The organism is Youxingia wuxianensis (genome assembly GCF_014385085.1).
GTDB lineage: Bacteria > Bacillota > Clostridia > Oscillospirales > Ruminococcaceae > Youxingia > Youxingia wuxianensis.
The window spans coordinates 1-24252 of the sequence record NZ_JACRTD010000009.1 but is presented as its reverse complement, the minus strand read 5'-3'; the positions used below and the strand labels follow the sequence as shown (position 1 = coordinate 24252).

The window sequence follows — 24252 nt, the reverse complement described above, 5'->3', positions numbered from 1 at the left end:
CAACTATGCAGCTGTATGATGGGCTAATGACCCGGAGAAGCGTCCGTGAATTTACCGATCAAGTATTGGATGACAAAGGCCTGGAAAAGATTGTCCGGGCGGGAATGTTTGCGCCTTCCCCCCATGATACCCGGCCGTGGCGGATATTAACCATCCGTGACCATGAAAAATTGGAAAAACTTATCCCCTTAAGCCCTTGGTGGAACATGCTCCGGCAATGCCAGGCTGCTATCGTTACCTGTGTGGATATCCGCTGCGCCAAAGGCGAGAACTCGGAAAAAGAGCTCATGCCGGTGGAATTTGTGATTGACGGCGGGATTGCCGCCACCCAAAATATGCTCCTGGCGGCCCATGATATGGGCTTGGGAGCCGTATGGCTGGGAATTTGCCAGGGATCGGAATCTTATGAAGAGTTTTGCCGTATTCTTGGTATCCCTGATTATGCCCGGGTAGTAAGCTTGATTGCAGTAGGCTATCCGGCCAGCGAGCCGAACCAGGAGGAGAGATTTGATCCCTCCAAATGGATCAAAGAAACTTGGAAATAGACCACAACACTTACCCCCCAATATAAGACGCAGACCGCGGTTTTCTGCGGTCTGCGTCTTTATGCGCCAGGGAAGAGGAAAAACAAATCCGGCGCCAAAACAAACGCCTCCCGCCGGACCTTGCCGGGTCCGGCGGGAGGCGTCTTAAAGGGATCATCCAGCCAAACGCTGGAAAAAACGGAACATCCCCCTTGCCAGGGAGATAAAACACCAGGGTATCTTTGATTTGCGCATAAAAAAACAGCCGCAGAGCGGCTGTTTTTACGGCTGCCGGAACACCGGCGGCCAGGGCTGTATTTATTTAGAAGGAAGCAGAAGCTTAATATTATGCTTCTCAAAATACTCCACATACTCCTGTGGGATATCGCTGTTGGAGATAACCACGTCGGCAAAATCCAGCGTTTCCGCGCACAGGAAGGAACGCTTGTTAAATTTGGTGGAATCGGCAAGAACCACGATCTCCTTGGAAACCCGGCGAATCGTATCCATCATCTGGGTTTCACACTCCAGGGCGTTTCCCCAGGAATAGCCGTCAAAATCCACCCCGGACACGCTGAGAAAGGCCTGCTCTACTACGATTTCCCCCATAGAACGCAAAAACCAATCCCCCCGCAAGAACATATACTCCGGTCCGCACACAAGATTGCCTCCAGTCACAAGCACCTGAGCCTTGTGGCTTTTTGCCAGGATCTGGGCGGCGACCAAGTTGCCGGTGACTACGTTGAGATGGTGGGAGGCAAATTCCTTGGCCACTTCGCTGCAGGTGGTGCCGGAACTTAAATAGACCCAGCTGTTTTCTTTGACATACTGGCCCGCCAGAACCGCCAGTTCTGTTTTTTTCTCCAAATTTTCCATTCCGCTGCCCTGAGGAGCCATACTCAAAGGATGCAGAAGCGGCGCATCCCGCAAAACCGCCCCTCCGTGGGTGCGGTACAAAAATCCCTCCTGCTCCAAAGTGATCAGATCGCTTCGAATGGTAACATTGGAGACCCCTAATAACCCGCTGAGGACCTGCACTTCTACCTGGCCCTGTTTGGACAAAATTTCTTTAATTTTTAACAGTCGTGAATCTTTAAACATACCTTATCTATTCCCTTATCTAATATTTCTGTCCCCTGCTTATTATGAAGGATTTGAAAGGGTTAGTCAATAGATTTATAAGAGAAAACCTTGTAATTCGTAAAAAAAGCAAAAAATCCGAAAGAAATATCCAACGGCTGCCCTTTTTCGTCACCTCCTGTCGACGGGTGCGGCATAAGCTTCCGCGCCGGGGAAAAAGACGCCCGGCAGGCGGACGAACGATAAAGGAAGCGGCGGCAGCGGGTCCTCCTCTGCCGGCGCTTTTATATGGAGCGGCCAGCTGTGCGGGATTTTCCTCCATGGTTCCGCTCTCTTGAGCAGAAAGCGAATGGATCGGTTATAAGCAAAAGGAGAAATTTTATCAATACGATACGAAAACGTTAACAGAAAGACCTTGATCTTTTCTATCGCTTTATTCTATAATAAATACAGCGCTGCGCGACCCTGTCACCTCGCTGCTTAGCTGAGGGGGATATCTGCAAAGATTGAGCAATATCCGGGAGATTGACTTATTTTTGCTGGAGAGCGTATGCAAAACCTTACGCCATTGGTTAGGGGTTGAAATCTACGAATAATGCCGGCATATGCTGGGTAGGGGATGCGCCATTGCACGGGGATTTTACTTTTCCCAAACGGTGCCGCCAGAGGACTTTTATCAGAAATATCAAGAGCTGTCCGGGCATTATTCCGTCGCTTTTTAGGAGTTGTTTTGTGTGGAAGAATTGTATTTAAATATTATCAATCATATACATGATGGGGTCTACCTTGTGGATTAGGACCGTAAAATCCTTTTCTGGAACAAAGCCGCGGAGAGAATCACCGGGTATTCCGCCGAGGAAATCACAGGAATACGGTGCCCGGACACTCACCTGGATCATATTGATGAAGAAGGCCGGCCGCTGTGTAAAATCAGCTGTCCGCTGTTTGCTACCATCGGGGATGGAAAGGAACGTCAGGCCCATGTGCTGGTTCGGCATAAGCAAGGACACCGCATCCCTATTTTAGTTAATGTGTATCCCATGGAAAAGGATGGGAAAATCATCGGCGCTCTTGAGATCTTTACGCCAGAATCTCCGTCCGTATATGAGGACGGTTTGGTGGAGCATCTTTCTGGGATCGCTATGCACGATCCAATTACCAAGCTTCCCAACCGCCGGTATCTGGAGAGCTTTCTTACTTACAAGTACGATGAATACAAACGGTTTGGCCGCTTGTTTGCAGTGCTGTTTGGAGACATTGACAACTTCAGAAGCTTCAATAATGATTTCGGCCATAAGACCGGAGACCAGGTATTGTGCAGCGTTGCGGCCGAGATTCAGAAAAATATGCGCCGGGACGATTTGATCGGCCGGTGGGGAGGAGAAGAGTTTGTGGGGATTTACAGCATTACCTCCCCAGACGATATTCGCATTATCGGCAATAAGTTTTGGAAACTTATCCGGAACACGCAGGTTCCCAGTGAACAGGGGAACTTAAACATTTCCATGTCGGTGGGCATTACTGTCATCCAGCCGGAGGATACGGTGGATTCTATTTTGATCCGAGCGGACCGGCTGATGTATCAGGCGAAAAAAGAAGGTAAGGACCGGGTGATATTTGGGTAAACAATTAAGGAGTAGTGCAGGAATGCAGTCGATATTTGAAAGTAAACCGGGATTAGATGAGGGAAATTTATCTGAATCAGAGAAGTACCAAAAAAGATTGGAAATTGCTTTAAAGGCTGCGAAGATATGTGTGTTTGAAGTGGATCTGCGCAAGCAGCTCTACACCTTTTTTGCAAACTCCGAGGACATCTTCGGCGTGCCGGGGGATAGGATTTTAGCAGATGTAGCGCCGTTTAGCAAGCTGCCTTCGGAAGAATACCAAAAGGCGGCATCCCGGTATTTTTCACACCCGGATGATTTTGCGGTCATTGACCAGGCGTTTCAGTGTATCTTTCGGGGGGAAGCTACCACCTATGAGGCCCGCATGAGGGCCGGTGGGTCCGATTATATCTGGTGTAAGCTGGACGTCTCCCCCATCATGAAGGAGAATGTCCCGGTGAGGATGATCGGTGTCATCACGAATATCGAAAAACAAAAAGCGCGGGCAAAAAAATTGGAACATGCGGCGAAACTGGATACGTTCACCGGCCTTTTCAATAAAGCTGCCGCTATTGATATGATCAAGGAAGCGCTGCGGCAAAATCCTCAGCAGAAGCATGCGCTGGTTCTGCTGGATATCGACAATTTTAAGGACTTTAACGACACCTATGGACATGTTGCCGGGGACGTTGTGATCAAACTGGTTGCAGATTCCCTCAAACAGTGCTTTCGCAACACCGATATCGCCGGCCGGTACGGAGGAGACGAATTTATCGTGCTCATGGAGGACGTCCGGGACATTTCCTGGGTCGGCCAACGGCTGCAAAAGCTCATCCGATGCGAGGGAGACGGCTTTCGCTGTACCACCAGTATGGGAGTTGCGGTCTTTCCGCAGGATGGCAGCAGCTATGAGCAGCTTTTTCTAAAAGCGGACCTTGCGCTGTACAACTCGAAAGTTAACCGCTCTACACTTACCTACTCATCTAATCTGAAGGAATAAATTCGATATCATTTCCATATAGCTGCAAAGGCCCTCTTCGCTTTTAGCGAAGAGGGCCTTTCTTCCCAAAAAGGGAGGCCGCAGTCACCTCACCCGGCAGGCCAAAACAAAAACACATGCCTGTGTATCACCCTGTTTTTGTTTCCTCCTCCTGGCCGAAAAACACCGGCCGCAGACTGACATTTTTTCTTTTGTCCGATGGCGCTAAAAAAGATGACGAAAAAGAAGAAGCGCCGGCGTGAGCGAGCCACATGAAAAAGATCACCTATCTGCTTCAACCACACAATAAGGCTATCAATAATTTTATCGTTTGTACCCAATGAGGTAATTAGTACTTATAATTTTCGATTTATTCTTAGTCATAAATCTGATTTTTTTCCTGCTCATTTATTTGCAATAAACTTTCATCCCACAATGGTTCATCTTCTGGAAAAACTTCATCGTGAGTTTTGAAATACGCCTCTCTAATTACATCTATCCAATGGTTGATATTTTGCATTTGAATGATCGTATCACTCTCCGGAAAAAGGGTAAAAAACATAGTAGAAACCTGAGCGAGAGAAATCGCAGAATGTTCTCCTGGTGTTGTAATTCCATAGTCACTTCGCCCTACGGGTATCACGGGATGAGTCCCCATATTACAAAGCCTGCCAAATGTACCTTGGGGTGAAGCGTGAACAGTTTTATTTGCAAGGTCATATTGCCTTTTCCAAATGTCTGAATTAATATCGCAAGCTTTTTGTATATCATTAAAACATGACGAACCCACGCTTATACATTATCGGCTATAATAAAACGCAGGGATAGCAGTTTGATACTGCTGTCCTTTTTCGCTATACGGAACAATTAAGTGCCCGTTATTTTTTGAACTTTATATGATTCTTCCCAATTCCACATAAAAGCAAGAACCAGTATTAGATTTTCACATAGTTCTGACAATCTGTATTCTACTCTCTGCGATACACAAGAGCATACCCGACGATAATTTTGACATGGGTTGCCAACTCCTTTTTAATATTTATTGATCATCAATCAACTCTCTTATCTGTTCAATAAATTTCTCTGCCGCCTTAGAGAATATTGGATACCGTTTCCATGCAAGGCCATATTGAATTTTTATTGTTGGCTCAAGTGGGCGGAAACAAAGTGTTTGGCTTTCGCTGGTATCTACCAGTGTCCGCAGTGCGAACGCATAGCGGTGTATCTCGTTACCCACACCTTTACTATCACTATGGCGGTGTTCGATATGGCGCAGCACGTTGTTTCCGACGCGGCGGGCGTGATCGGCGGCGATACGAATATCGACGTTGACGCCGCCCTCTCGTCCATGCAAGCCGGACTTGACGCTATGGAAATCCCCGAACTATTGCTGCTCGTTATGGAAACAAGCCTTGTATGGTAGCTAAACGATAGACAGTCAAAGGAATATACCATGCGGCGACGAGCAGCCGCCATATCAGAATGACGCCGCCGATAAGCCCGCCCAAAATGAAGTTGAGGGCGACGATACCCACCGTTCCGGCTATGTCGTACCCATGCGGCACAAGCCACACGAACATACGGCGAATACCGAAAGGAATACCGCAGCACAGCCATATATAAAAGTAATTGGTTTCCCCGTTCTCTGTAAACACGTTCTTGAACATGGAAAACAGGAACAGCGCAATAAGGACGGGTAAAACCGTCCTCTTAAAAAAGTCTTTCCAAATCTCCCCGCGTGTCATTCAATCACTCCTTGTCTAACGGAAACGACGGGATAGCTTCTATGAGCTTCAGCGCAAGGGCTTGACGTAAATCCTCGTCGATTTCCTTTTTTACGCTTCCGTCGGGCTGCTCCTTTTCAATAGTGGCGAGCTGGTCTATTTCGTCCGCATAACATTCAAGCACCTTTTCGACCGCCCATTTCTCACCCGCGACGGCGGCGCGTATGGTTTCATAATCTGGCATATTCGATTGTTCCATATCGGAAAACTCCTGTCTGTATCAGATAGCATTATCATACCACAGCTTTTGCCCCATTTCCATATAAACCGCATTAGCCGCGTTCCGTTTCCTTGCCCCGTTCCTGCTGACGCTCTATTTTCAAAATGCTGTCTATGTTCTGCTTGATAATGCCGTATTCCTTGACTTTCCTTTTCAGCTTCCCATAGTCCGCATAAAGGGCTTCTTTCTGCTCCCCCAGCGCGGCATATTCCGCTTGCAGCGCGGCGGTGTTCGGTAGCTTGCCGCCGATGAGCGCGGGCTTGACCGCTTTTGCGGCGGCTTCAAAGAGGATTAGGCTGCTCTCGTTTTCACGACGGAAACGCGCCTTGTCTTTGGCCGCCCGGTACGCTTCATAGACGGGCTTTGTCTTTTGGTAGGCGGTAACATTCTTGATAAGCACCGCCATATCTGCAAGCCGCTTTTCGACGGTCTTTAATGCGTCTGCCGCCCGTTCGTTTTCTGCCGCGATTTCCGCTATCCTTGCGGTCAAATCCGCGTACTGCTCAATCTTGTTTTCCGTCAAGAAGTTAAGCGTCTTTGCCGCCTGTTTCAGATTTTGGATTTTCGCCCATTGCTCATAGCCTTTACTCTCTTGCGCCTTGATACTGTTCTCAATGTCGATAAGCAGATTGACGCCGCGCTGCTGCTTGGGAGCTTTTGCGGCGCGTGTGCGCTTGCCGTTTATCCTCTCTGTCAGGGCTTCCTCTGTATAATCCGCGCCGAGTGTTTTCAGCCTTGTAAACCGTTCCTGTCCGGGAGCGCGGCACGATATGTATTTCCCCTGCTTTATCTCATAGCCCGCAGCTTGTAGCCTTTGTAGCAATTCTTCAAAAGTTGACACTTGCGGTATAAGCGCGTCAACGGCGATTTTCAGCTTGCCTTTCCAACTTGCGCCTGTCTTTTCAGCCTGGTATTCCGCATAGCTCTTTCCCTTGCTGCCCTTGCCGGGAACGAGGACGGACAAGCCGTTTTCCCTGCACAGCTTGTCGCTCATATTCCGTATACCGTAATAGGTGCGCTTATTGGAATTGTACTTGTGGTGGTCTACAAAATTGACCGCGCAAAAAATAATGTGATTATGGATATGCCCCTTGTCAATGTGCGTCGTCAAAACATACTCATGCTGCCCCTTTGTTACCGCGTCGGCAAGCTGCCGCCCTATCTCATGCGCGGTCTGATAGTCGGCTTCCCCCGGCGCAAAGGACTGTATCAAATGGTGGGCTAAATTGTTTCCCTTATCCAACGCTTGCGAAATGGTAAAACCGAACTCAATATCTGCCGTTTCAAAAGAGCAGCCGAACGAGGACACAAGCATTTTTTCGTCTGTCTTTGCGGGATTTTGGATATAGTCAAGAGCTTTGCTCAATGTGCTTTTAATAGGCTTAATCTTTGTAACCGCCATATCTCATTAAGCACCCCCTTTATTTCCTCTATGTCCTCTTGGTAGACGCTGCCCGTCGCGTTGACCCGCTTTGCAATTTGGTTGACGTTGACCCCGATTTTCTGTATCTCTGCTGTCATTGCCTTTATGTCGCTATGGTCTACTTGCAGGATATACCCGTCGATTGCGATTTTCCGCAGATACGCCGCCATATTGCGGGTGGGTATGAGCTTCATTTTTTCAAGGATTAAATCGCGTTCATCTTCCGTAACGCGAAACTTGATTTGTACCGTCCGTTTTCTGCCGCCCATGCTTTGCGCTCCTTTCCGCTTTTTAGAGGGATTGGGACACTTCCCAACAAGCAATTTTCAGCCGACGCCGCACAGCGCGGACGGGCAAAAATACGGAAAGGGTACCCCTTTCCTATGCTTGCTACGAAACTTTTTCCCTCTATATCCCTCTCCCCCGTTTTTTTGAAAATGCCGAATGAAACGGCAGTTTTTGACTGATAAAACGGAAATGACGCAGAAAAATCCTGCGTCATTAAAAAGTTACAAATAAAATTCGGCAAGCAGTTGAGAAATACGTCGAGTTCTGGTATAATTTATTGTGGATATTTGTATCCGAATGAGGGCGGGAAAAATATGGCAGCTTATCAGAGTGATTTGGCGGTCATAACAAAGGCAAAGGATTTATGCTCTTACATTATGACCGTAACGGACAAGTCGCCCAAGCGTTTCCGCTTTACGCTTGTAGCCAAGCTGCAAGGCTATGCGCTGAGCACGATAGAAAACCTGTACCGCGCAAACGAGGTTTTTGTGAAAGTGGGCGACAAAGAAAAAGCGGCGCAGCGCGTGGACTATCAACACCATGCGCTTACGGAACTGAAATTGCTCGGCTATATGGCGCAGCTTTCAATGGAACAAGGTTGTATTTTGCCGAAGCAATACGAACAGATAACAAAGAAAGTCGCTGATTGCCAAAATATGCTCGGCGCATGGCTGAACAGCGATAGAAAGCGATTGGGGATATAAGCCGCAAGGCTTTATATCATATAAGGGATAGGGTTGAAAGAACTTTTTGCGCCGGGTGGTGGTGGCTCCGTTCCTCTAACAACAACAATAATGCCTTTTGCGTGAATGAGGACGGCAACAACAACATCAACCATATTGACAATACCCTCGGTGTGCGTCCCGCGTCGCCTTATCGCCCGATGTTTGTCCCATGTGGGGCAAACCTGTGCAGACCGTTTTCGGTCTGCTTGCATAAGGCAAAGGAACCCTATTCCCTTTCGCGCAGGGGTGTCATGGAGAAGCAGAGCGCGGAAAAACACATACTGCCGGAGAAGTTGGACGCAGACGGGGCAAGCAGCGACGCAAGCCCGGCAGGACGCTTTCGGTTTCTTTGAGAGAACCGCCCGTTATGGCCTTTGACAAGTTCTTTCCCGGCGGCGCGATAAGGAGCATAGTCCGCATGACGGAGTATGAAAAAATATATCAGTTTGAAAGTCTGTACCGCGCCTACAAAATGGCGGCGCGTAGCAAGCGGCGCAAGACGGAGGTAATCGAGTTTGAATTAGACCTTGCGGAAAACCTTTGGACGCTGCACGACGAATTGGAGAACAGACGCTATAAAACGCCTGCTTATCACCGCTTTATGATCTATGACCCGAAGAAGCGGGAAATACAGGCCCTGTCTTTTCGTGGGCGCGTGGTGCAGCACAGTTTATGCGACAACGTGCTGAAACCGCACTTTGAAAAGCGGTTGATTTACGACTGCGCCGCCTGCCGTCAAGGTAAGGGGACGCATTTTGCCATGAACAGGCTGAATGAGTTTTTACGCGAGTTTTTCAAAGAACACGGAACGGCGGGCTACTTTCTCAAATGCGATGTGCGAAAATATTTTGACAGCATAGACCATAACGCGCCCAAATATCTTTTGCGCCGTTATCCCGACAAGGATATAAAGACTTTCCTCTATCAGATAATCGACAGCTTCAACGGCGATACAGGAAAGGGCTTGCCGATGGGCAATCAATCAAGCCAATGGTTTGCGCTCTATTATCTTGACAGGGTAGACCGTATCATCAAAGAGAAATACCGCATTAAATACTACACGCGATACATGGACGATTTGATTTTGCTGCATGAGGATAAAGCACATTTGCAATCCTGCCTCGCCGAAATATCCGAAGTGGCGGCAAGGGAACTGAAAATAGAGTTTAACGAAAAGACGCAGATATTCCCCATATCGGAAGGTGTTGATTATCTTGGTTGGCATTTTTACCTGACCGATACGGGCAAGGTCATACGCCGCTTGCGGACAAGCAACAAGCGGCGGTTTAAGCGGAGGTTGAAAGCATTTAAGGAGAGATACCGAAGTGGTGAACTGGACTTTGACGCAATCAAACAAAGCCTTGCAAACTACAACGGGCATTTGAAACACGAGCATACATGGAAGCTGAAAACGAAGGTGTATAGCGGGTTTGTTTTAACAAAAGCACCTAAAAACGAGAGCGATACGAATATCACAGGTGAAAAACCTGTAATAGATAAAAAATGTGAATGAGGACGGGAGGACACACAATGAAGAAGCGAATAATGGCGATACTGCTTTGCCTTTGCATGGTAGCGGTATTATTACCGACTACGGCGTTTGCGGCGGGGACGGGCGCAATACAATCCGGCGCGGGCGGCATAGCAAAAAATAACAAGGTATATTTCGGGCAAAAAGGGACAACGGTTGTACCGTGGATTGCGCTTGACGACAGAGGTTTTTTACTCTCCGAATATACCATAGGCACCTCATCATTCCGCGACTGGGAAGATTGGGGCTATTATAATTACAGCACGAACAGCAACACAGCGGATAGCAGCAATCTAAAAGATGTTATGGACGGGCTGTATAACGGCAGCGGTACAACGCTGTTTACGGCCTCGGAGCAAAGCGCAATAATGCAAACTACGCTTGCCGGAAACAGCATGTATGATGATAGTACGCCGACGGTTGACGCATATTTATTTCCTTTGTCATTTAGTGAAGCGAAAAGCATAGTTTGGGGCAACAATCTTTTGAAAGCAAAAAGTATAGACGCTCCCGAAGGGAGTGCCGGGTGGTGGTGGCTCCGTTCCTCTAGCAACTACGACTATTATGCCTTTTGCGTGCGTGAGGACGGCTACAACAACTTCTACAGTATTGCCTCTACCCTCGGTGTGCGTCCCGCTTTTAATTTAGATCCGAACTCTGTCCTCTTCACATCTGCCGCCGTAGGCGGCAAATCCGCTAATGGCATGGACAGCGGGTTGACGGCGATAGGCAATTACTACGGTAACGAGTGGAAATTGACGCTTTTAGACGATGACCGCAATTTTGCCGCAGCGACAACGGCGGTAACTGGCGACACGCTGACCCTTTCCTACTCCGGCGCGGCGACAGGCGCGAATGAATACATTTCCGCAATCATCAAAGACAACAGCGGCAATATTACCCATTATGGCAGACTGAAAAATACCACCGAAGCAGCAGACGCAAGCGGTACGGTGAACATCGACCTTTCCGGCATTGATATGACAAGCAAAACGCTCTATGTCTTTTCCGAGCAGTATAACGGCGGCGCAGACGATAATACCAAGCTGACCGATTATGCAAGCGAATTAGTGGAAGTGTCGCAGACGAAAAACGCCTATGCGATAACAAACAATCTGACGAATATCAGCACCGACAATACGGCGGCTTATCGCCTTATGAGCGAAACGGCGAACTACAACGCAACGCTGACCGCCGATACAAACTATACGCTTCCCGCAAGCATCACCGTCAAGGTGGGCGGCAATACGCTGAACGCCACAACGGATTACACCTATAACAGCGGCACAGGCGAGTTGACAATCCCCAATAGTAAAATCACCGGGGATATTGAAATAACAGCGGCGGGCGTTGCGCCACACGCCCATTCATGGGCTACGGCTTGGACGACCAACGCCACCCACCATTGGCATGAGTGCGAAACGGCGGGCTGCCCCGTAACCGATAACAGCGCAAAGGACGGCTACGGCGCACATACGGCGGGTGATTGGATAATTGATACCAACGCTACGGCAAGCGCAAACGGCAGCAAGCACAAGGAGTGTACGGCTTGCGGCTATGTCATGGAAACAGCCGCAATTCCGGCAACAGGCGGCACAGGCGGCGGTGGAGGCGATACCACCGATTACTATACCCTTACCTTTGACACCAACGGCGGCAGCGCGATTTCTTCCGCAAGAATATCCGAATACACCACCGTTGATTTAACGCTTTCAAAATATATCCCAACCCGCGAGGGCTTTGAGTTTACAGGGTAGTATTCGGACAAGGCTTTGAAAAACAAGATAGTGTCTATCCGCTTGACCCGCAACACCACCATATATGCCGGGTGGGAGGACAAGACAAACCCGAATACGGGCTTTGAAAATCCCTTTACCGACGTTTCGGAAAGCGATTGGTTTTATGATGATGTGATGTTCGTCTTTGTCAAAAAGCTGATGGTAGGCGTGAGCGATACGCTCTTTGACCCCTACGGCACGACTACCCGCGCCATGACCGCCACGACGATTTGGCGCATGGAGGGCAGCCCCGCGCCGAAGGGCGGCAATCCCTTTACCGACGTGAAGAACGGCGAATGGTATACCGACGCTATCCTTTGGGCGGCTGAAAACGAGATAGCCGAGGGCTACGGCGGCGGCTTGTTCGGCACGAATGACCCGGTAACGCGGGAGCAGCTTGCGGCGTTCTTCTTCCGCTATGCCGAGTACAAAGGCTATGACACCACCATAACGGGCAGCATAGACCGCTTTACCGACAAGGGCGACCTATCCGATTGGGCGGTTGACGCTATGAAATGGGCGGTCGGCTACGGGCTGATACAGGGCAAGGACAACAATATCCTTGACCCGAAAGGCTACGCCACCCGCGCCGAGTTTGCCGCCATGCTCCACCGCTTCATCGAGAAGAACGAATTGGAGGAAGGTATCACCGCAACGGGCTTGATGGGCTGGATAGACCCGAAACGGACGATTGGTATTCCGAATACGGGCGACGCCAGTACATCACTTTGGACTTCCGCGCTCTTGTTCTCTCTTGCGGCTTGCGCCGTTCTGACGCTGCTCAAACGGCGGCGCGACGGCGAGGAAGCCGAAGTAAATCTTATCCACCCCTAATATCTCAACTTTCGGGGCGCGGGCAATAAGCCCCGCGCCCCTTTTCTTTTTGTGTAAAAAGAAAATACGTCGCTTGTTTCTCGCAATTCCTCATTTCGGTGCGGCTGACTGGCAGACAATTTCAAGCGGACGCTGCAAATAACCGCGTCTGCTTCTTTATCCATGCTCATGTATGCGTAAAAGGCGCACAGACAGGACTAAAAACCTGTTTGTGCGCCTTTTTGTTTTTCTCCGTTTTAAGCGGAGTACGCTGTCGTTCCCCGCCGCGTTCCGTTCAGACCACCGCATTACACAATGATTTGGACGGGAGGAAATACTATGCTGTAAAAAAATATTTCAACTTTTTTCGTAAAAACCGCCGTTTCGTTTGGCATTTTCAAAAAATCGGGGGAGAGGGTATTGAAAGGGGAAATCAATGCCCGCCCACATGGGCGCGAAAGAGGGTGAGCGTATGACAAACTCACTTGAGCGTTTGGAATGGCAGAAACGGTGCGCCTTCAACGGCTTTTGCAAAAACGTACTGCGTTGCGCGGCAAGCTCTCACCGCCGGGACGCAGAACGACGGAGGCTATTGTGCTTGCCCTCTACCACATCGCACTTATCCTCGGTGTGGTAGTTTTCATCCGACCAGGACTTCCATTTCTGAAATTCTTCTTCGCTGGCGAAGTCCTCACGGGTCAGACGGATGATATTGTCGTTGGCGTCTATGTAAACGATGGCACTGGCATCTTTCTTATTCAGCGCATAGTTGCTTTTTTTGTTGAACATTTTTTGTCCTCCGTTTCGATTTGGGTGGGTGGTGAACCGAACCCAAAACGGCGGAGAACGACAGCCAACAGAAAAGCTGTGAAAACGACAAAAGGCGCGCGCCCGTACAGAATGACGAGCGCGCGCAAATGAACGCAAAGAAGTATTTACATGATTTGAGAGTGCATATTCAATGTCGGAGTTACCCGGAGGGGGAGCTACGCTTTTTTTAGCTGGTGAAGATCATGGGTATTGTGTAGAAAACCAAAAACAAGCACGGCGGCATCCTCCTGAGTGCCGCCACAAAAGGTCTGTTATTCAAAAAGCGGTTACGCATTTTGCAATTCTGGACAGCTCCTTTGCGGCAGGGCAGAATTGACCGCATGGCAATGCGGCTATGCGTAACATCATAGAAAAATATAGTTTACAAGTCCTGATAAGCTATATTCAAAGCTAAATATTGCCGTATATCACACTGCTGATTTTTCCATCAAAGTAGATAAAATCTCCGTCCGGGTAGTGCCAAACCGCCTGAAACTTGGTAGGATATTTCATTCCGGTTTCTGAAAACTGATATTCACCGCATACAGCAGACCACGGAATATATTCCATTGTACCATCTCCGTTTGTCACAGCTCTGTCATTAGTTGTAAATGAAATCATTTCATATTGTTCGTTGAATGTAAAAATACCACTCGCGGTCTGTCCGGCAAAGGTTATCGTGGCTTTGACTTTATAATCGCTGATTTCCTCAAATGTGATGTAGTCCTGCAACAGAATGGATGGTGCAAACATACTTTCCGCAAGAAATGTCGCCAAACACGCTTTATCCATATCCGCGCCTTTTTGGTCAAATAATGTGATCCCTTTGGCAATAACACCTTTCATTCCACCAATGCCGTTTTGGTAATAATCGTATCCCTCAAAAGGAACGCCGAACATACTGCTGTCAATTAACGCCATACGGCACGGTGCTGCAACAAAATTATATTGGGTATAGTCGATTTTCAGCGCGGGACCATTTTTCCCTTGCATAAAATCAACATTATGATATTCCATTTTCATGTAATTCATTTTCGGCATACCAATATATCCACTGCTTTCGATGTATCGCTGAATTGCAAGTGGTAAGTGAGAAAAATCTTCACACTTAAACAGCTTGTCATTTTCGACAAGTTGATTACTGTCCTTCAATACAGCAACATCATTCTTGAAATCTCTTTTTACAGGGGAATATGGAATGTGAAACCAAATCAAAATTCCACCGATCAAAACGAGCAATGCTCCAATCCAAATATACATTTTTCTTTTACCTGTCTTTCTCATGCTCACGCTAATTCCTTTGCATAGTTTTCTACCCGTTCAATGCCCGCATAAAGCTTTTGGTAGAGTGTGAATAGTGCGGATATTTCTTCTTCTGAAAAGTCAGCAAAAAGAAGTCTCAAAGTGCAAGTGTGCCGCTCAACCATTTCCTGCAAGTATTCAGCAACCTTCTCAGTAAGTTCAATATTTACAGAGTTGTTAGAGCCAAGAACCAATCGAACAAATCCTTGTTTCTCCAATGCCATTGCCAGTTTCTTAACATTTTGTCTTGAACATCCCATTAGCGCTCCCACATTTGTCAAAGTGCGTGGCTCTGGGCAACTGGCAGTCATGGTAAGCAATAGCCACTGCTTCATTGAAATTTGTGTTTGTATTTTTTCACCTGCTGTTTGCATCCTGTTTTGCATGACAAAAATACTCGAAAAAATCGCTTGAATCCTGTGTTCGGTATCGTCACCATATTGGTTAAATAATTCTTTCCACATAAGCCCTCCTAATAGCAGTAACTTGTTACGCTTATATTATAGTAACTTATTACTGCTTTGTCAATGAGGTTTGCAGAAAAGCAGAAAATCATATCCGCATATTGTATTATTTAAGCTAACTAAAGGAATTGTGGAGACATATCTAAACAGGAATGTGAACTGTAAAATGTACTGGTAGGAATAACAAAGACGAGTGAGGAAATGAAAATGGCAAAAAGACCAGTACCGCTTTATGATTTCAACGCTTTTGGGCAGGCTATAAAATCAGCACGGATGGAGCGGAAAGAATCGCGGAAAGATGTCTGCGATGAAATGAACATTTCTCCGCGTTACCTTGCCAATATCGAAAACAAGGGGCAACAGCCGAGCTTACAGATTTTCTATGAACTTGTTACCCGTTATTCCATATCGGTAGATCAGTTTTTCTTTCCAAACAAGGATGCAGAGAAGAACACGCAGCGGAGGCAACTGGATGCTCTGCTGGATAGCATGAGCGATGCCGGACTGGAGATTGTCACCGCTACGGCACAAAAAGTCGTTGAAATCGAGAAGAAGCACGAAGCAGCAGCGGAGTGATCCGCTGTTGTTTTGCTTTTCGGTTCAGGTAGGGTACATTTTGTACCCCACCTGAAAATGGTAGAAATTTTCATATATATGCAGTATAATGTTATATATGCTCAAAAGAGAGGTACATACCATGGGAGAAAATCAAAACGCCATAAAGCTGTTTGAAAATAGAGAAATCCGCGCAGCATGGGACGATGTGCAGGAAAAATGGTATTTTTCTGTTGCAGATGTTGTTGCTGTTCTGACAGATAGCGCAGATCCGAAGCAGTATATTAAAAAAATGCGTTCTCGCGATTCAGAACTTAATGCAAGGTGGGGTACAATTTGTACCCTAACTACCTTAACTGCATCGGATGGCAAACGCTATCGTACAAATGCTGCTACTATTGAGGGTATTTTGCGTATCATCCAGTCGATACCGTCCCCTAAAGCTGAACCGTTCAAGTTATGGTTGGCACAGGTCGGGCGAGAGCGCATAGAGGAAACCATTGATCCCGAACTGACCATTGACCGCGCTCTTGAAACCTATGCAAGAAAGGGCTACACACGGGAGTGGATCAATCAGCGTTTACAGGCAATCCAGGTACGCAAAGAACTAACCGATGAATGGCAGGATCGCGGCGTACAAAAAGGATTGGAATACGCTATTCTGACTGACGAGATCACTCGTGCATGGTCGGGCATGACAACGCGACAGTATAAGAAGCTAAAAGGTTTGAAAAAGGAAAATCTTCGGGATAATATGACAACAACGGAGCTTGTCTTGAATATGCTTGCCGAAACCTCCACAACAGACATTTCAAAAGCAGAGCAGCCACAAACTTTTTCTGAAAACCAGCAGATTGCACGGCGAGGTGGAAAGGTTGCAGGAATTGCTCGGCAGGCTCTTGAAGCAGAAACAGGCAGGCCAGTTATCACTTCTCTGAATGCCACAGACTTCCGGCAGCTCATTACATCCATTGTGGAGGATGCCGCCGCTCTGTCAGTCGCCATAGATCCAACAGAAAGTGAAAACCAAGAAGATTGATATACGAAAGGCAACGGTACGCACCGTTGCCTTTTTGCCGTTTACGCCTGTGGCACAGCTCGGTCAATTATGTATAGTCATCAATGGACATAGATGCATATTGCGTTCCACTATAAAGATAATACTGTGTCCCATTTACATTGGAGTAATAGCTGCCGGTTCCAACCCAATACAATGTGCGATTGCTATCGGTACGGGTAACTGTCGGATTTGTGGCGCGGAACCAAGTAGCCTGCTGGGTATCTGTAACGCAGAAACCATGCTGGATTTCGCCCCAAATTGTTTTTCCCAAAATGGTTTTAGATGTGTATGCCACAGCACCGGCAGTAGCATAATCTATTTCTTTTGTTGCTGTAATTGGTTCACTTGTGCTTTGCAATTCAGCGAATGGTGCTGCGTTGGCCGGGGCAGCTTCAATACTGGCAAGAACAGCATTTGCCTCCTGTGTTGTTTTCTTGAACTGAGGAATTTGTGTTTCGGCAATATGGCGTAAAGTATCCTCTAATTGTGCAAGTTCAGTGGCAGTCATAGGTGCTGGTTCAGAAACCGGCAAACCAAGGGAAGTAAGTTCTTCGGCAGAAAGTATGTGGATATTTGTTCCGTATTCTTTGTTGATCTCAGCTATAACAGCAGAGATTTCCGCATCACTTACAATTCGTTCCTCTGCTGCAAAAGCAGTAGTTGTCAAAGACATACATAAAAGCAACGCAAGAACAAAAGACAGATGTTTCCGAATATTTAGATGTTTCATTAAAATCCTCCTGTAAAATACCAATGCGAATTAGACGGATGATACTCTGTTCATCGGAACCACCTTCTTTTGCTCTTAATTATCATTTCATAATGACATCTCTTGTGACCAATCCACCAGCTCTGCATAGTATTCCTCTCCCTGCAGTGAGATTGAAAGAGTGTACTCATATACAAGCTCTGTGCCTAAATCAATGGATGAGATAAACACCGTGTACGGTTGCACTTCATTTTCTCCGGGAATAAAAACATAGTAGTTCTGTGCCGGGTCGATTGTAATTCCTGTGATCTCTTGAATATAGGCATCATAATTGCCATTCGTAATAACGGAAATTGATGCAGGCATATCATCATTTGTATTAGGCGTGGAAAACACAAATCCAAACACTCCCGATTCCGTTGCAAACGAACTGATCGGCACCTTTGCGCCTTTTTCCAGCTCAGTTGTTACCACATCAGAGCTTTCGGGGGAAACTGCATAGGCAGTCAGAACAAACGGAGAAGATACCACATTGCCGTCATTGCCACGAAAAAAGGCAACACCAAATAAGAGGGCGAATACTAAAAAACACGCACAGGCTTTCAAAAATGGCTTACGAAAAAGACGGGTAGTAAAGGGAACTCTCCGATACTCAACTGCCCAAGACACAAGATCATCGTCTATATAATTCATTGCATCAACTATTCTGGGCGTTCTCATACTTCGATACCTTCTTTCTTCAAATACTCTCTTAACTTGTTACGGGAGTGATACAGCATATTCTTGACTTTACTTTCAGCAAATGAATATCTCGCTGCAATGTCGCTGATAGAATCGAAGAACCAGTATTTACGGATAAAGACCGCGCGAGATGCTGGTTTCTCGTGGTTTAGAAACTCACTAATCAGCTTACCAATTTCTGCGTTTTCAACACCGGCGGCTATGTTGTTATCCGGCAAAACATCTTCCAACTCAGTAAACGACACAAACGATTCAGGTGTGCGTTTTCTCGCCCTATTATAATCCAGCCTTTTTATAGAAAGATTCCTTGTGATCTTACAGATAAAAGCCATGAAGTTATTTGGCCTTGTTGGCGGAATTTTATTTTATTAACCTCATTTTATGTTAGTGTTGGATTGCTTCAAATGCGCATAGCCTAATCATTTTCAGTATGGGCTATGCGCCACCCCTGCTAATTTTCAATCTCAACCTCCACATACAGAGGGAGAAGTAAGCAGACCGGCGCGTAAACCCATACAGAGTGTTAAACACCACCATAGCTAATTCCACCTCCTGTATCGGTATTTTGAAGCTCATATAGCCCTTCGGCACAGACGCCAGGGGGCGTACATTCCCTTTTACCCTATAAGTACGATTTTATCGGCGATGGTCGCAAAATTTCTGAAAGTTTTGGAAAAATATTTTTCGGGAGGACGGAGGGTACGAAAGAACGAAGAAAGCGGCAAGCAATGCAAAGCGGTACCCACTTTGCGAAAACTGCCAATTTCCGCTCTTGCGGAAACCGGCAGTTTCATACTTGTTGAGGCTCCGCCCCAATCCCCGCAGAACACAAAATTGTGTTCTGGAACGCAGGCTAAATCCTGCGGCTACGCGATTTTTCAAATCGCTATAAAAAATGAAAGGGACGCAGAAACCACAAATGGATTCTGCGTCCCAAAGGATATGTGTGATGTTGTGTGGCAATCTGTTATCTCTTTTTCAATACAAGATTGCCAATGTTAATGATGAGCAGAGGGATTAAATAATACACCGCATTGAACAGCTCCACATAGGCAGGGGAACTGTATTCCGGGTGCTGTCCATGCAGATATATTTTCACACATATATGGACTACCATTGCACAGATCAGGAAAACATTGAGAACAACAATCACTTTTTTTCTATTCACTTATGCCACACCTCCGTATCACAGCTATTGGGATTTAAGTTGATAGGAACAATAAACTGTACTCCATAAGCGGTCATTACAATAGGAGCGGCGGATCGTGCAGAAGTGCTCACAGTAACAGGGACAAACTCTCCACCGCTGACATATCCAATGTTCGTGTTATTCTGTACGCTGCGCCCTGTTTCATAACCAGACTTAGAACGAATGTTGGCGCGTAAGGATGTAGGGGTATTGGGGCTACCCGCACTTAATGTTATAGAGGATACCTGGTTCCATACGCGGACAGCAAAAGATGAACAGTTGTTAAGCAACGCCCAGGCATCATTATTGGCAATAATGGTGTTAATTTCATCAACATCATCCTGAGTGACGCTCATCGAAAGAGAAGCACGATTAGCATAATCGTTTTGATTGTTGATTAAATAAGATTCCAAGTTATACCAAATACCATGATGCGCGTCCTGATTTCCCCATGTTCCAAATGTAATTTCTTCTCCGGAGGCAACCGTCAAACCGCCTACTGTGATGTCTGAAGAACTGGTATTTTCAAATGCAAGAAAAGCATGACCAGACAGATTCCAAGAGGAACTGCCGCCGTCATTGGACGAAAAAATTGTAAGGGTGCCGACCGTTGTGGTGGTTTCAGCGGCGAGGGCAGGAATCGAACAGCACAGCACCAAACACAATGACAGCATAACAGAAAGAAGTCGCTTTGTAAATTTCATCATTATGTACCTCCTGTATTTTGAAGTTAATCTTTTGTTGACTGCTGCAAAACTATTTGGCGCATAACCCGTTTTTGTGATGGGCTATGCGCTGATCCTGCTGATTTTCAATCGCAGCCTCCAGAAACAGAGAGCGAAATAAGCAGACCAGCGCAAAATTCCATACAGAGTGTTGAACACCATCATAGCTGATTTCACCTCCGTATCGTAGTTTTAGGAAAATGCGCCGCCCACGCCGACAGCACAAGCGGCGTACATTCCCTTTCATCCTATAAGTACGATTTTATTTTCTTTGGTCGCAACTTTTTGAAAAATTTTTTAGATTTTTTTCTCGCTCGTCCTGACAATCTTCTTCCAACTCCAGAATGCGGTCAATGTTCGCCTTGGCGGTCAGCAACTCTTTCATATCCTCGCGGGCTTTCCGGTACTCGGCGTATGCCACTTTTTTCTCTGCCATCAGCGCGGCATATTCGGCCTGCAAACTCTTAACGGTGGGGAGCTTCTGGATGCCCTGGTCATCGAAAAACTTCTTTGCTGCCTTATGGAGCGTGATCTCACTTTCATGCTCTGCAAGAAACTTCTTGGAGTAACCGGCCTTGCGATAGGCAACATAGGTATCACGGGTATTAGCGTAGTTGATGATGTGAGTTCGCATCACGGCGATCTCCGCCATGCGCGCTTCTGCGGCTTTGATTTTTGCGGAAAGTTCATTGAACCGGGTGGAAGCTGCCGCTGCTTTTTCAGAGAGAACGCTATAATCCAAAAGCTGATGATCTTGCAGATAGGCTACCGTCTGCGCCATCTGCTTCAAATTAAACAGAGTGGCCCAACGCGCATAACCGGCACCTTTGCCCTCCTGCAATTTTGCCTGAATATCCACCAGCAGATTCCCGCCGCGCTTTTCCGGTACGGTCTTTTCCGTCCAGCGTTTTCGGGGCGTGTGTTCCTTTTCACCGGCAATCACCGCGCGGAGATCTTCGGGTGTGTAGCCTGCGCCCAGGGTGTCCATGCGAATGGATTTCTGCTGTTCGCCGCCGAGCAGGGACGGGACTTTCTTGCCCTTGATTTCATAACCGGCCTGCCGTAGCAGCTCCAGCAGAGCTTCAAAACTTTCGGGCTTTTGCGCCAGAGCATCATCAATAGCAGCGCAAATCCGTTCACGGTGGGAGGGCTTTTTCTTATCGCCCAGCCACTTGTTATAGCTCTTGCCGTGCCGCTTCGGATTTTCCACGATGGAGTATCCGTTCTCGATGCAGATGGTATCATTGAGCCGCCGCACGGCGCGGGTGCTGCCCCAAAAGTTGCGGAACTTCCGTGACTGATCCAGCGCGGTAGAGTTCCAAATCACATGATTATGGATATGCTCTTTGTCGATGTGGGTGCAGACGATATAGGCGTGTTTGCCCTTGGTAAACCGCTTGGCAAGCTCACAGCCCAGGCGGTTTGCTTCCTCCGGGGTGATCTCGCCGGGGACAAAGGATTGCCGCAGATGGTAAGCAATTACATCATCCTCACCGCGCACTCTACCGGTCTTTTGGATGTACTGATTTTTAGTAAAAAGAAATTCGGCATCCGCTATCCTGCTGTCACATTGCCAGCTCGTTATCAGTCTGCCGTTATCCGTCTTTTGCGGATTTTGGGAGTAGTCCAGTATGTCGCTGATTGCCTGTCCTACCGTGCGGCCTTTGCCGGTGTGCAGGGGCATCAGGCGTGTGGTTGCCATAGGGGGTTCACCTCCTTAAAAGCAAAACGGCCTGCCGAAGCAGACCGTTTCTCATTTATTCAAATTTCTGGACAATCTTACCTGTTGAATCATACTGTATGATGTCAAAACAAGTAACGCTTACGCCTTCTGCTGTATCCGTTATTACTGGAAAATATATGCGGAAACTGTTGTTTTGCTGATAGGATTCTAAAATGCTTGAAATATCAGCAGAATCCGCAGTAACCAAAATGGTATCGCCTTGCGCAATCTTTTCTGTGCAATTTTCAAGAGCTTCAACTTTGAATAGTTTATCGTTATTTTCCACTATTTCAACCACTTTGACATTGACAGACAACAAGTGACCATTTTGATTGTGTCCCTCGTTTGCATTGTCGGAATTTCCCGAACAGCCAGTTGTCATTAGGAGTAAAGCTGATAGCAGCAAGCAAAAGAATCCTTTCATTTATTCCTCCATTTCTGCTGACGGTCAGCCAATGACAATCGTAGCACCGGATTTATCGGTGAAGTCGATTGCAGATAATTCCATATATCTGTACGAACCCCAACCATCTGCAACAATTACATACTGATGAACCGTAGAATTAGAATCTTTGTCAGAGCGGAAGCCAACAACAGAAACGGTATGGCCTTGACGCGCAGTTCCATCATCTGTTGAAACTGTAACTCCAAATTCCAAGACACCACTCTTTCCTGCGTTAACCGCAGTTTTGTAAGTCTGATATGTAGGGCTGGACACATTGGAATAGGAACTGTTCGTTTTCCCAAGCTCCTTCGCAAGTTTAACGATTGCTGGCGCGATCTTACCGATAGTCGTTGAGCCATAGACAATGTCGCTGGTTGTGTCATTTTTGCTTGCAGTTGTTTCCTTTGTACCTGTTTCATCCCACAGCCACTCATAGGTATCTACTGAACTATCGTTAAGCAAACTGTCGGTCTGATACAGAATATTCAAGCCGGCAATGATGGCACAAGCATACGAATCAGTGTTAGTTTCTGCCCAAGACTGAGAAAAAGAGTAGCGATCTTCCAATCGAGTATCCTTATCAACAACAGTATATCCTGTCGGAATTGATTTTAGCATGATGTCCGCACAATGTCCATATACGGTTTCGTTCTGGGAGTTTTTATCATAGATAGCCCAGGGCTCATCAATGCTCCGTACATTTGCTTCAATGGTTTGAGTTGCGGAAACTGAATTACAAAACTTCTCATACTCATTACGAGAAGTAACTTCATCATCGATTGCATATACTTCGGTTCCACCAACCTCAACGGAAACAGCGTGGACTAACGGCAGATATTTGTGAAGCCTAACACATGATGAATCAATACTTTGTCCTCGTAGGCCATATGTGCTGGTATGGCTCTGCAATTCTGTCACAGCACTTTCACAAATATTTACAACATCTTCTTCAATGACAAATTCAGTGATAATATTCTCCTGGAAGAAATCAAGGAGAATATATCCGTAAGGTGTACCATTACTTGTCACGCTGACTGAGTAGCCAATGAGTTCATCATCAAGATTATAGTATTCATAAATTGCTGAAACATTGAAAGACCGACCAGGGCAAATATATTCTGCCCACTCAACAGCAATACTTTCGACAATTTCATCGGTAACTTTAATATACTCGTCATTGCCGTTCGTAGATTCTGCTGCGGATACGGTGACACCTAACGACACCACCATTGTTATAGCAAGTAACATTGATAAGAGTTTTTTGCCGAAAAACTTCATTGTAATTCCTCCCAAAAATTAAATCGTATGAGGGAACAGGCGCATAACCAAACGATTTTTCTACGGGTTATGCGCCAATCCTGTTGATTTTCAATCGGAGCCTCCAGAAACAGAGGGCGAAATAAGCAGACCAACGCGTGAACCCATACAGAGTGTTAAACACCATCATAGCCAATTCCACCTCCTGTATCGGTATTTTGAAGTTTGTGCCGACCAGCCGCATAGCCGCAGATGGGCGTACACACGCTTTCACCTTATAAGTACGATTTTATCGGCGTTGGTCGCAAAATTTTTGAAAGTTTTTTGAAATTCTTTTCTGAACCTATATATAGCAAAACGGCCTGCCGAAGCAGACCGTTTGCTTAATTGATATTCACATTTTAGGCTCTACTCCCGTTTTAGTGGATAGGAGTATTTAGAAAGGGTTAGGGACAGCGAGTTGGAGTTTACCAGCAACGAGGCAAATCATCGAGGCAAAGCCCTCATAGGTATTAAAGCCACG

28 protein-coding genes and 2 pseudogenes are annotated in these 24252 nt (G+C 46.8%); 12 read left to right on the top strand and 18 right to left on the bottom strand.

Annotated elements, in window-relative coordinates; all coding sequences use genetic code 11:
• Positions 1 to 5: 5 nt before the first annotated feature.
• Entirely contained in the window at positions 6 to 545 is a 540-nt protein-coding gene (locus H8705_RS11765; protein WP_262395981.1) for a nitroreductase family protein, read from the top strand.
• A gap of 297 nt (positions 546 to 842) precedes the next feature.
• Here H8705_RS11765 and H8705_RS11760 read toward each other — a convergent pair whose 3' ends face one another.
• Positions 843 to 1625 (bottom strand): DeoR/GlpR family DNA-binding transcription regulator, encoded by a 783-nt coding sequence (locus tag H8705_RS11760; protein WP_262395980.1) that lies wholly within the window; start codon positions 1623 to 1625, stop codon positions 843 to 845.
• Between the two features lie 785 nt (positions 1626 to 2410).
• On the opposite strand from H8705_RS11760, the pseudogene H8705_RS13745 reads away from it, so the two are divergent.
• The 3 genes and pseudogenes from H8705_RS13745 to H8705_RS11745 form a co-directional block, all read left to right on the top strand.
• A pseudogene (locus H8705_RS13745) lies at positions 2411 to 2629 on the top strand (PAS domain-containing protein); the annotation flags it as partial.
• Between the two features lie 15 nt (positions 2630 to 2644).
• On the top strand, positions 2645 to 3229 hold the full coding sequence (locus H8705_RS11750; RefSeq protein WP_262395978.1) for a GGDEF domain-containing protein: 585 nt from the start codon (positions 2645 to 2647) through the stop codon (positions 3227 to 3229).
• A gap of 22 nt (positions 3230 to 3251) precedes the next feature.
• Complete coding sequence (locus H8705_RS11745) at positions 3252 to 4208, top strand: sensor domain-containing diguanylate cyclase (protein ID WP_262395977.1); 957 nt, start codon at positions 3252 to 3254, stop codon at positions 4206 to 4208.
• Positions 4209 to 4563: 355 nt separating this feature from the next.
• Here the strand turns inward: H8705_RS11745 and H8705_RS11740 are convergent, their stop codons facing one another.
• Positions 4564 to 4845: a hypothetical protein gene (locus tag H8705_RS11740; RefSeq protein WP_262395976.1), complete on the bottom strand. Its 282-nt coding sequence runs from the start codon at positions 4843 to 4845 to the stop codon at positions 4564 to 4566.
• Between the two features lie 209 nt (positions 4846 to 5054).
• Positions 5055 to 5177: pseudogene (locus tag H8705_RS13740) on the bottom strand (hypothetical protein); the annotation flags it as partial.
• A 139-nt stretch (positions 5178 to 5316) separates the two neighbouring features.
• Here H8705_RS13740 and H8705_RS11735 point away from each other — a divergent pair.
• On the top strand, positions 5317 to 5610 hold the full coding sequence (locus H8705_RS11735; protein ID WP_449355774.1) for a VirB6/TrbL-like conjugal transfer protein, CD1112 family: 294 nt from the start codon (positions 5317 to 5319) through the stop codon (positions 5608 to 5610).
• Here H8705_RS11735 and H8705_RS11730 read toward each other — a convergent pair.
• From H8705_RS11730 to H8705_RS11715, 4 genes are all read right to left on the bottom strand, one after another.
• Entirely contained in the window at positions 5585 to 5932 is a 348-nt protein-coding gene (locus H8705_RS11730; protein ID WP_262395975.1) for a DUF6050 family protein, read from the bottom strand. The two genes, H8705_RS11735 and H8705_RS11730, sit on opposite strands and share 26 nt — an antisense overlap.
• Before the next feature lie 4 nt (positions 5933 to 5936).
• The gene (locus H8705_RS11725) at positions 5937 to 6170 is read right to left on the bottom strand and encodes a helix-turn-helix domain-containing protein (protein WP_262395974.1); all 234 of its coding nucleotides are present in this window, start codon (positions 6168 to 6170) and stop codon (positions 5937 to 5939) included.
• A gap of 73 nt (positions 6171 to 6243) precedes the next feature.
• A complete protein-coding gene (locus H8705_RS11720) occupies positions 6244 to 7593 on the bottom strand; it encodes a relaxase/mobilization nuclease domain-containing protein (protein WP_262395973.1) in 1350 nt (449 codons plus the stop codon).
• Entirely contained in the window at positions 7554 to 7883 is a 330-nt protein-coding gene (locus H8705_RS11715) for a MobC family plasmid mobilization relaxosome protein (RefSeq protein ID WP_262395972.1), read from the bottom strand. Before H8705_RS11715 ends, H8705_RS11720 begins: the two co-directional genes overlap by 40 nt.
• A gap of 333 nt (positions 7884 to 8216) precedes the next feature.
• On the opposite strand from H8705_RS11715, the gene H8705_RS11710 reads away from it, so the two are divergent.
• The 5 genes from H8705_RS11710 (at position 8217) to H8705_RS11695 (ending at position 12770) form a co-directional block, all read left to right on the top strand.
• Complete coding sequence (locus H8705_RS11710; RefSeq protein ID WP_262395971.1) at positions 8217 to 8606, top strand: four helix bundle protein; 390 nt, start codon at positions 8217 to 8219, stop codon at positions 8604 to 8606.
• The gene (locus H8705_RS13735; protein ID WP_392392099.1) at positions 8594 to 8980 is read left to right on the top strand and encodes a DUF6273 domain-containing protein; all 387 of its coding nucleotides are present in this window, start codon (positions 8594 to 8596) and stop codon (positions 8978 to 8980) included. Before H8705_RS11710 ends, H8705_RS13735 begins: the two co-directional genes overlap by 13 nt.
• A 65-nt stretch (positions 8981 to 9045) precedes the next feature.
• On the top strand, positions 9046 to 10140 hold the full coding sequence (locus H8705_RS11705; protein ID WP_262395970.1) for an RNA-directed DNA polymerase: 1095 nt from the start codon (positions 9046 to 9048) through the stop codon (positions 10138 to 10140).
• Positions 10141 to 10157: 17 nt separating this feature from the next.
• Positions 10158 to 11915, top strand: coding sequence for a DUF6273 domain-containing protein (locus H8705_RS11700; RefSeq protein WP_262395969.1), 1758 nt, complete (start codon positions 10158 to 10160; stop codon positions 11913 to 11915).
• Between the two features lie 15 nt (positions 11916 to 11930).
• Entirely contained in the window at positions 11931 to 12770 is an 840-nt protein-coding gene (locus H8705_RS11695; RefSeq protein WP_262395968.1) for an S-layer homology domain-containing protein, read from the top strand.
• Positions 12771 to 13310: 540 nt separating this feature from the next.
• Here the strand turns inward: H8705_RS11695 and H8705_RS11690 are convergent.
• The 3 genes from H8705_RS11690 to H8705_RS11680 all read right to left on the bottom strand — a co-directional run bounded on the left by H8705_RS11690 (position 13311) and on the right by H8705_RS11680 (position 15325).
• The gene (locus tag H8705_RS11690) at positions 13311 to 13538 is read right to left on the bottom strand and encodes a hypothetical protein (protein ID WP_262395967.1); all 228 of its coding nucleotides are present in this window, start codon (positions 13536 to 13538) and stop codon (positions 13311 to 13313) included.
• 432 nt (positions 13539 to 13970) lie between these two features.
• Positions 13971 to 14843 carry a DUF6544 family protein gene (locus tag H8705_RS11685; RefSeq protein ID WP_262395966.1) on the bottom strand — a complete coding sequence of 291 codons (873 nt, stop codon included), beginning with the start codon at positions 14841 to 14843 and terminating at the stop codon, positions 13971 to 13973.
• A 2-nt stretch (positions 14844 to 14845) separates the two neighbouring features.
• Entirely contained in the window at positions 14846 to 15325 is a 480-nt protein-coding gene (locus H8705_RS11680) for a MarR family winged helix-turn-helix transcriptional regulator (RefSeq protein WP_262395965.1), read from the bottom strand.
• Positions 15326 to 15532: 207 nt separating this feature from the next.
• Here H8705_RS11680 and H8705_RS11675 point away from each other — a divergent pair, with 207 nt between their 5' ends.
• Positions 15533 to 15901, top strand: a complete 369-nt coding sequence (locus H8705_RS11675; RefSeq protein ID WP_392392096.1) for a helix-turn-helix domain-containing protein — start codon at positions 15533 to 15535, stop codon at positions 15899 to 15901.
• A 121-nt stretch (positions 15902 to 16022) separates the two neighbouring features.
• On the top strand, positions 16023 to 16919 hold the full coding sequence (locus tag H8705_RS11670) for a BRO family protein (protein ID WP_262395963.1): 897 nt from the start codon (positions 16023 to 16025) through the stop codon (positions 16917 to 16919).
• A gap of 67 nt (positions 16920 to 16986) precedes the next feature.
• On the opposite strand, the gene H8705_RS11665 is transcribed toward H8705_RS11670, so the two are convergent.
• From H8705_RS11665 to H8705_RS11630, 8 genes are all read right to left on the bottom strand, one after another.
• Positions 16987 to 17670: a hypothetical protein gene (locus tag H8705_RS11665; RefSeq protein ID WP_262395962.1), complete on the bottom strand. Its 684-nt coding sequence runs from the start codon at positions 17668 to 17670 to the stop codon at positions 16987 to 16989.
• A gap of 87 nt (positions 17671 to 17757) precedes the next feature.
• The gene (locus tag H8705_RS11660) at positions 17758 to 18369 is read right to left on the bottom strand and encodes a hypothetical protein (protein WP_262395961.1); all 612 of its coding nucleotides are present in this window, start codon (positions 18367 to 18369) and stop codon (positions 17758 to 17760) included.
• On the bottom strand, positions 18366 to 18722 hold the full coding sequence (locus H8705_RS11655; RefSeq protein WP_262395960.1) for an RNA polymerase sigma factor: 357 nt from the start codon (positions 18720 to 18722) through the stop codon (positions 18366 to 18368). Before H8705_RS11655 ends, H8705_RS11660 begins: the two co-directional genes overlap by 4 nt.
• 635 nt (positions 18723 to 19357) lie before the next feature.
• Complete coding sequence (locus H8705_RS11650; protein ID WP_262395959.1) at positions 19358 to 19558, bottom strand: hypothetical protein; 201 nt, start codon at positions 19556 to 19558, stop codon at positions 19358 to 19360.
• A complete protein-coding gene (locus H8705_RS11645; RefSeq protein ID WP_262395957.1) occupies positions 19555 to 20286 on the bottom strand; it encodes a hypothetical protein in 732 nt (243 codons plus the stop codon). Before H8705_RS11645 ends, H8705_RS11650 begins: the two co-directional genes overlap by 4 nt.
• 280 nt (positions 20287 to 20566) lie before the next feature.
• Positions 20567 to 22006 (bottom strand): relaxase/mobilization nuclease domain-containing protein, encoded by a 1440-nt coding sequence (locus tag H8705_RS11640; RefSeq protein WP_262395956.1) that lies wholly within the window; start codon positions 22004 to 22006, stop codon positions 20567 to 20569.
• A 55-nt stretch (positions 22007 to 22061) separates the two neighbouring features.
• Positions 22062 to 22451, bottom strand: coding sequence for a hypothetical protein (locus tag H8705_RS11635; RefSeq protein ID WP_262395955.1), 390 nt, complete (start codon positions 22449 to 22451; stop codon positions 22062 to 22064).
• Between the two features lie 24 nt (positions 22452 to 22475).
• Positions 22476 to 23750 carry a hypothetical protein gene (locus H8705_RS11630; protein WP_262395954.1) on the bottom strand — a complete coding sequence of 425 codons (1275 nt, stop codon included), beginning with the start codon at positions 23748 to 23750 and terminating at the stop codon, positions 22476 to 22478.
• Positions 23751 to 24252: the final 502 nt, after the last annotated feature.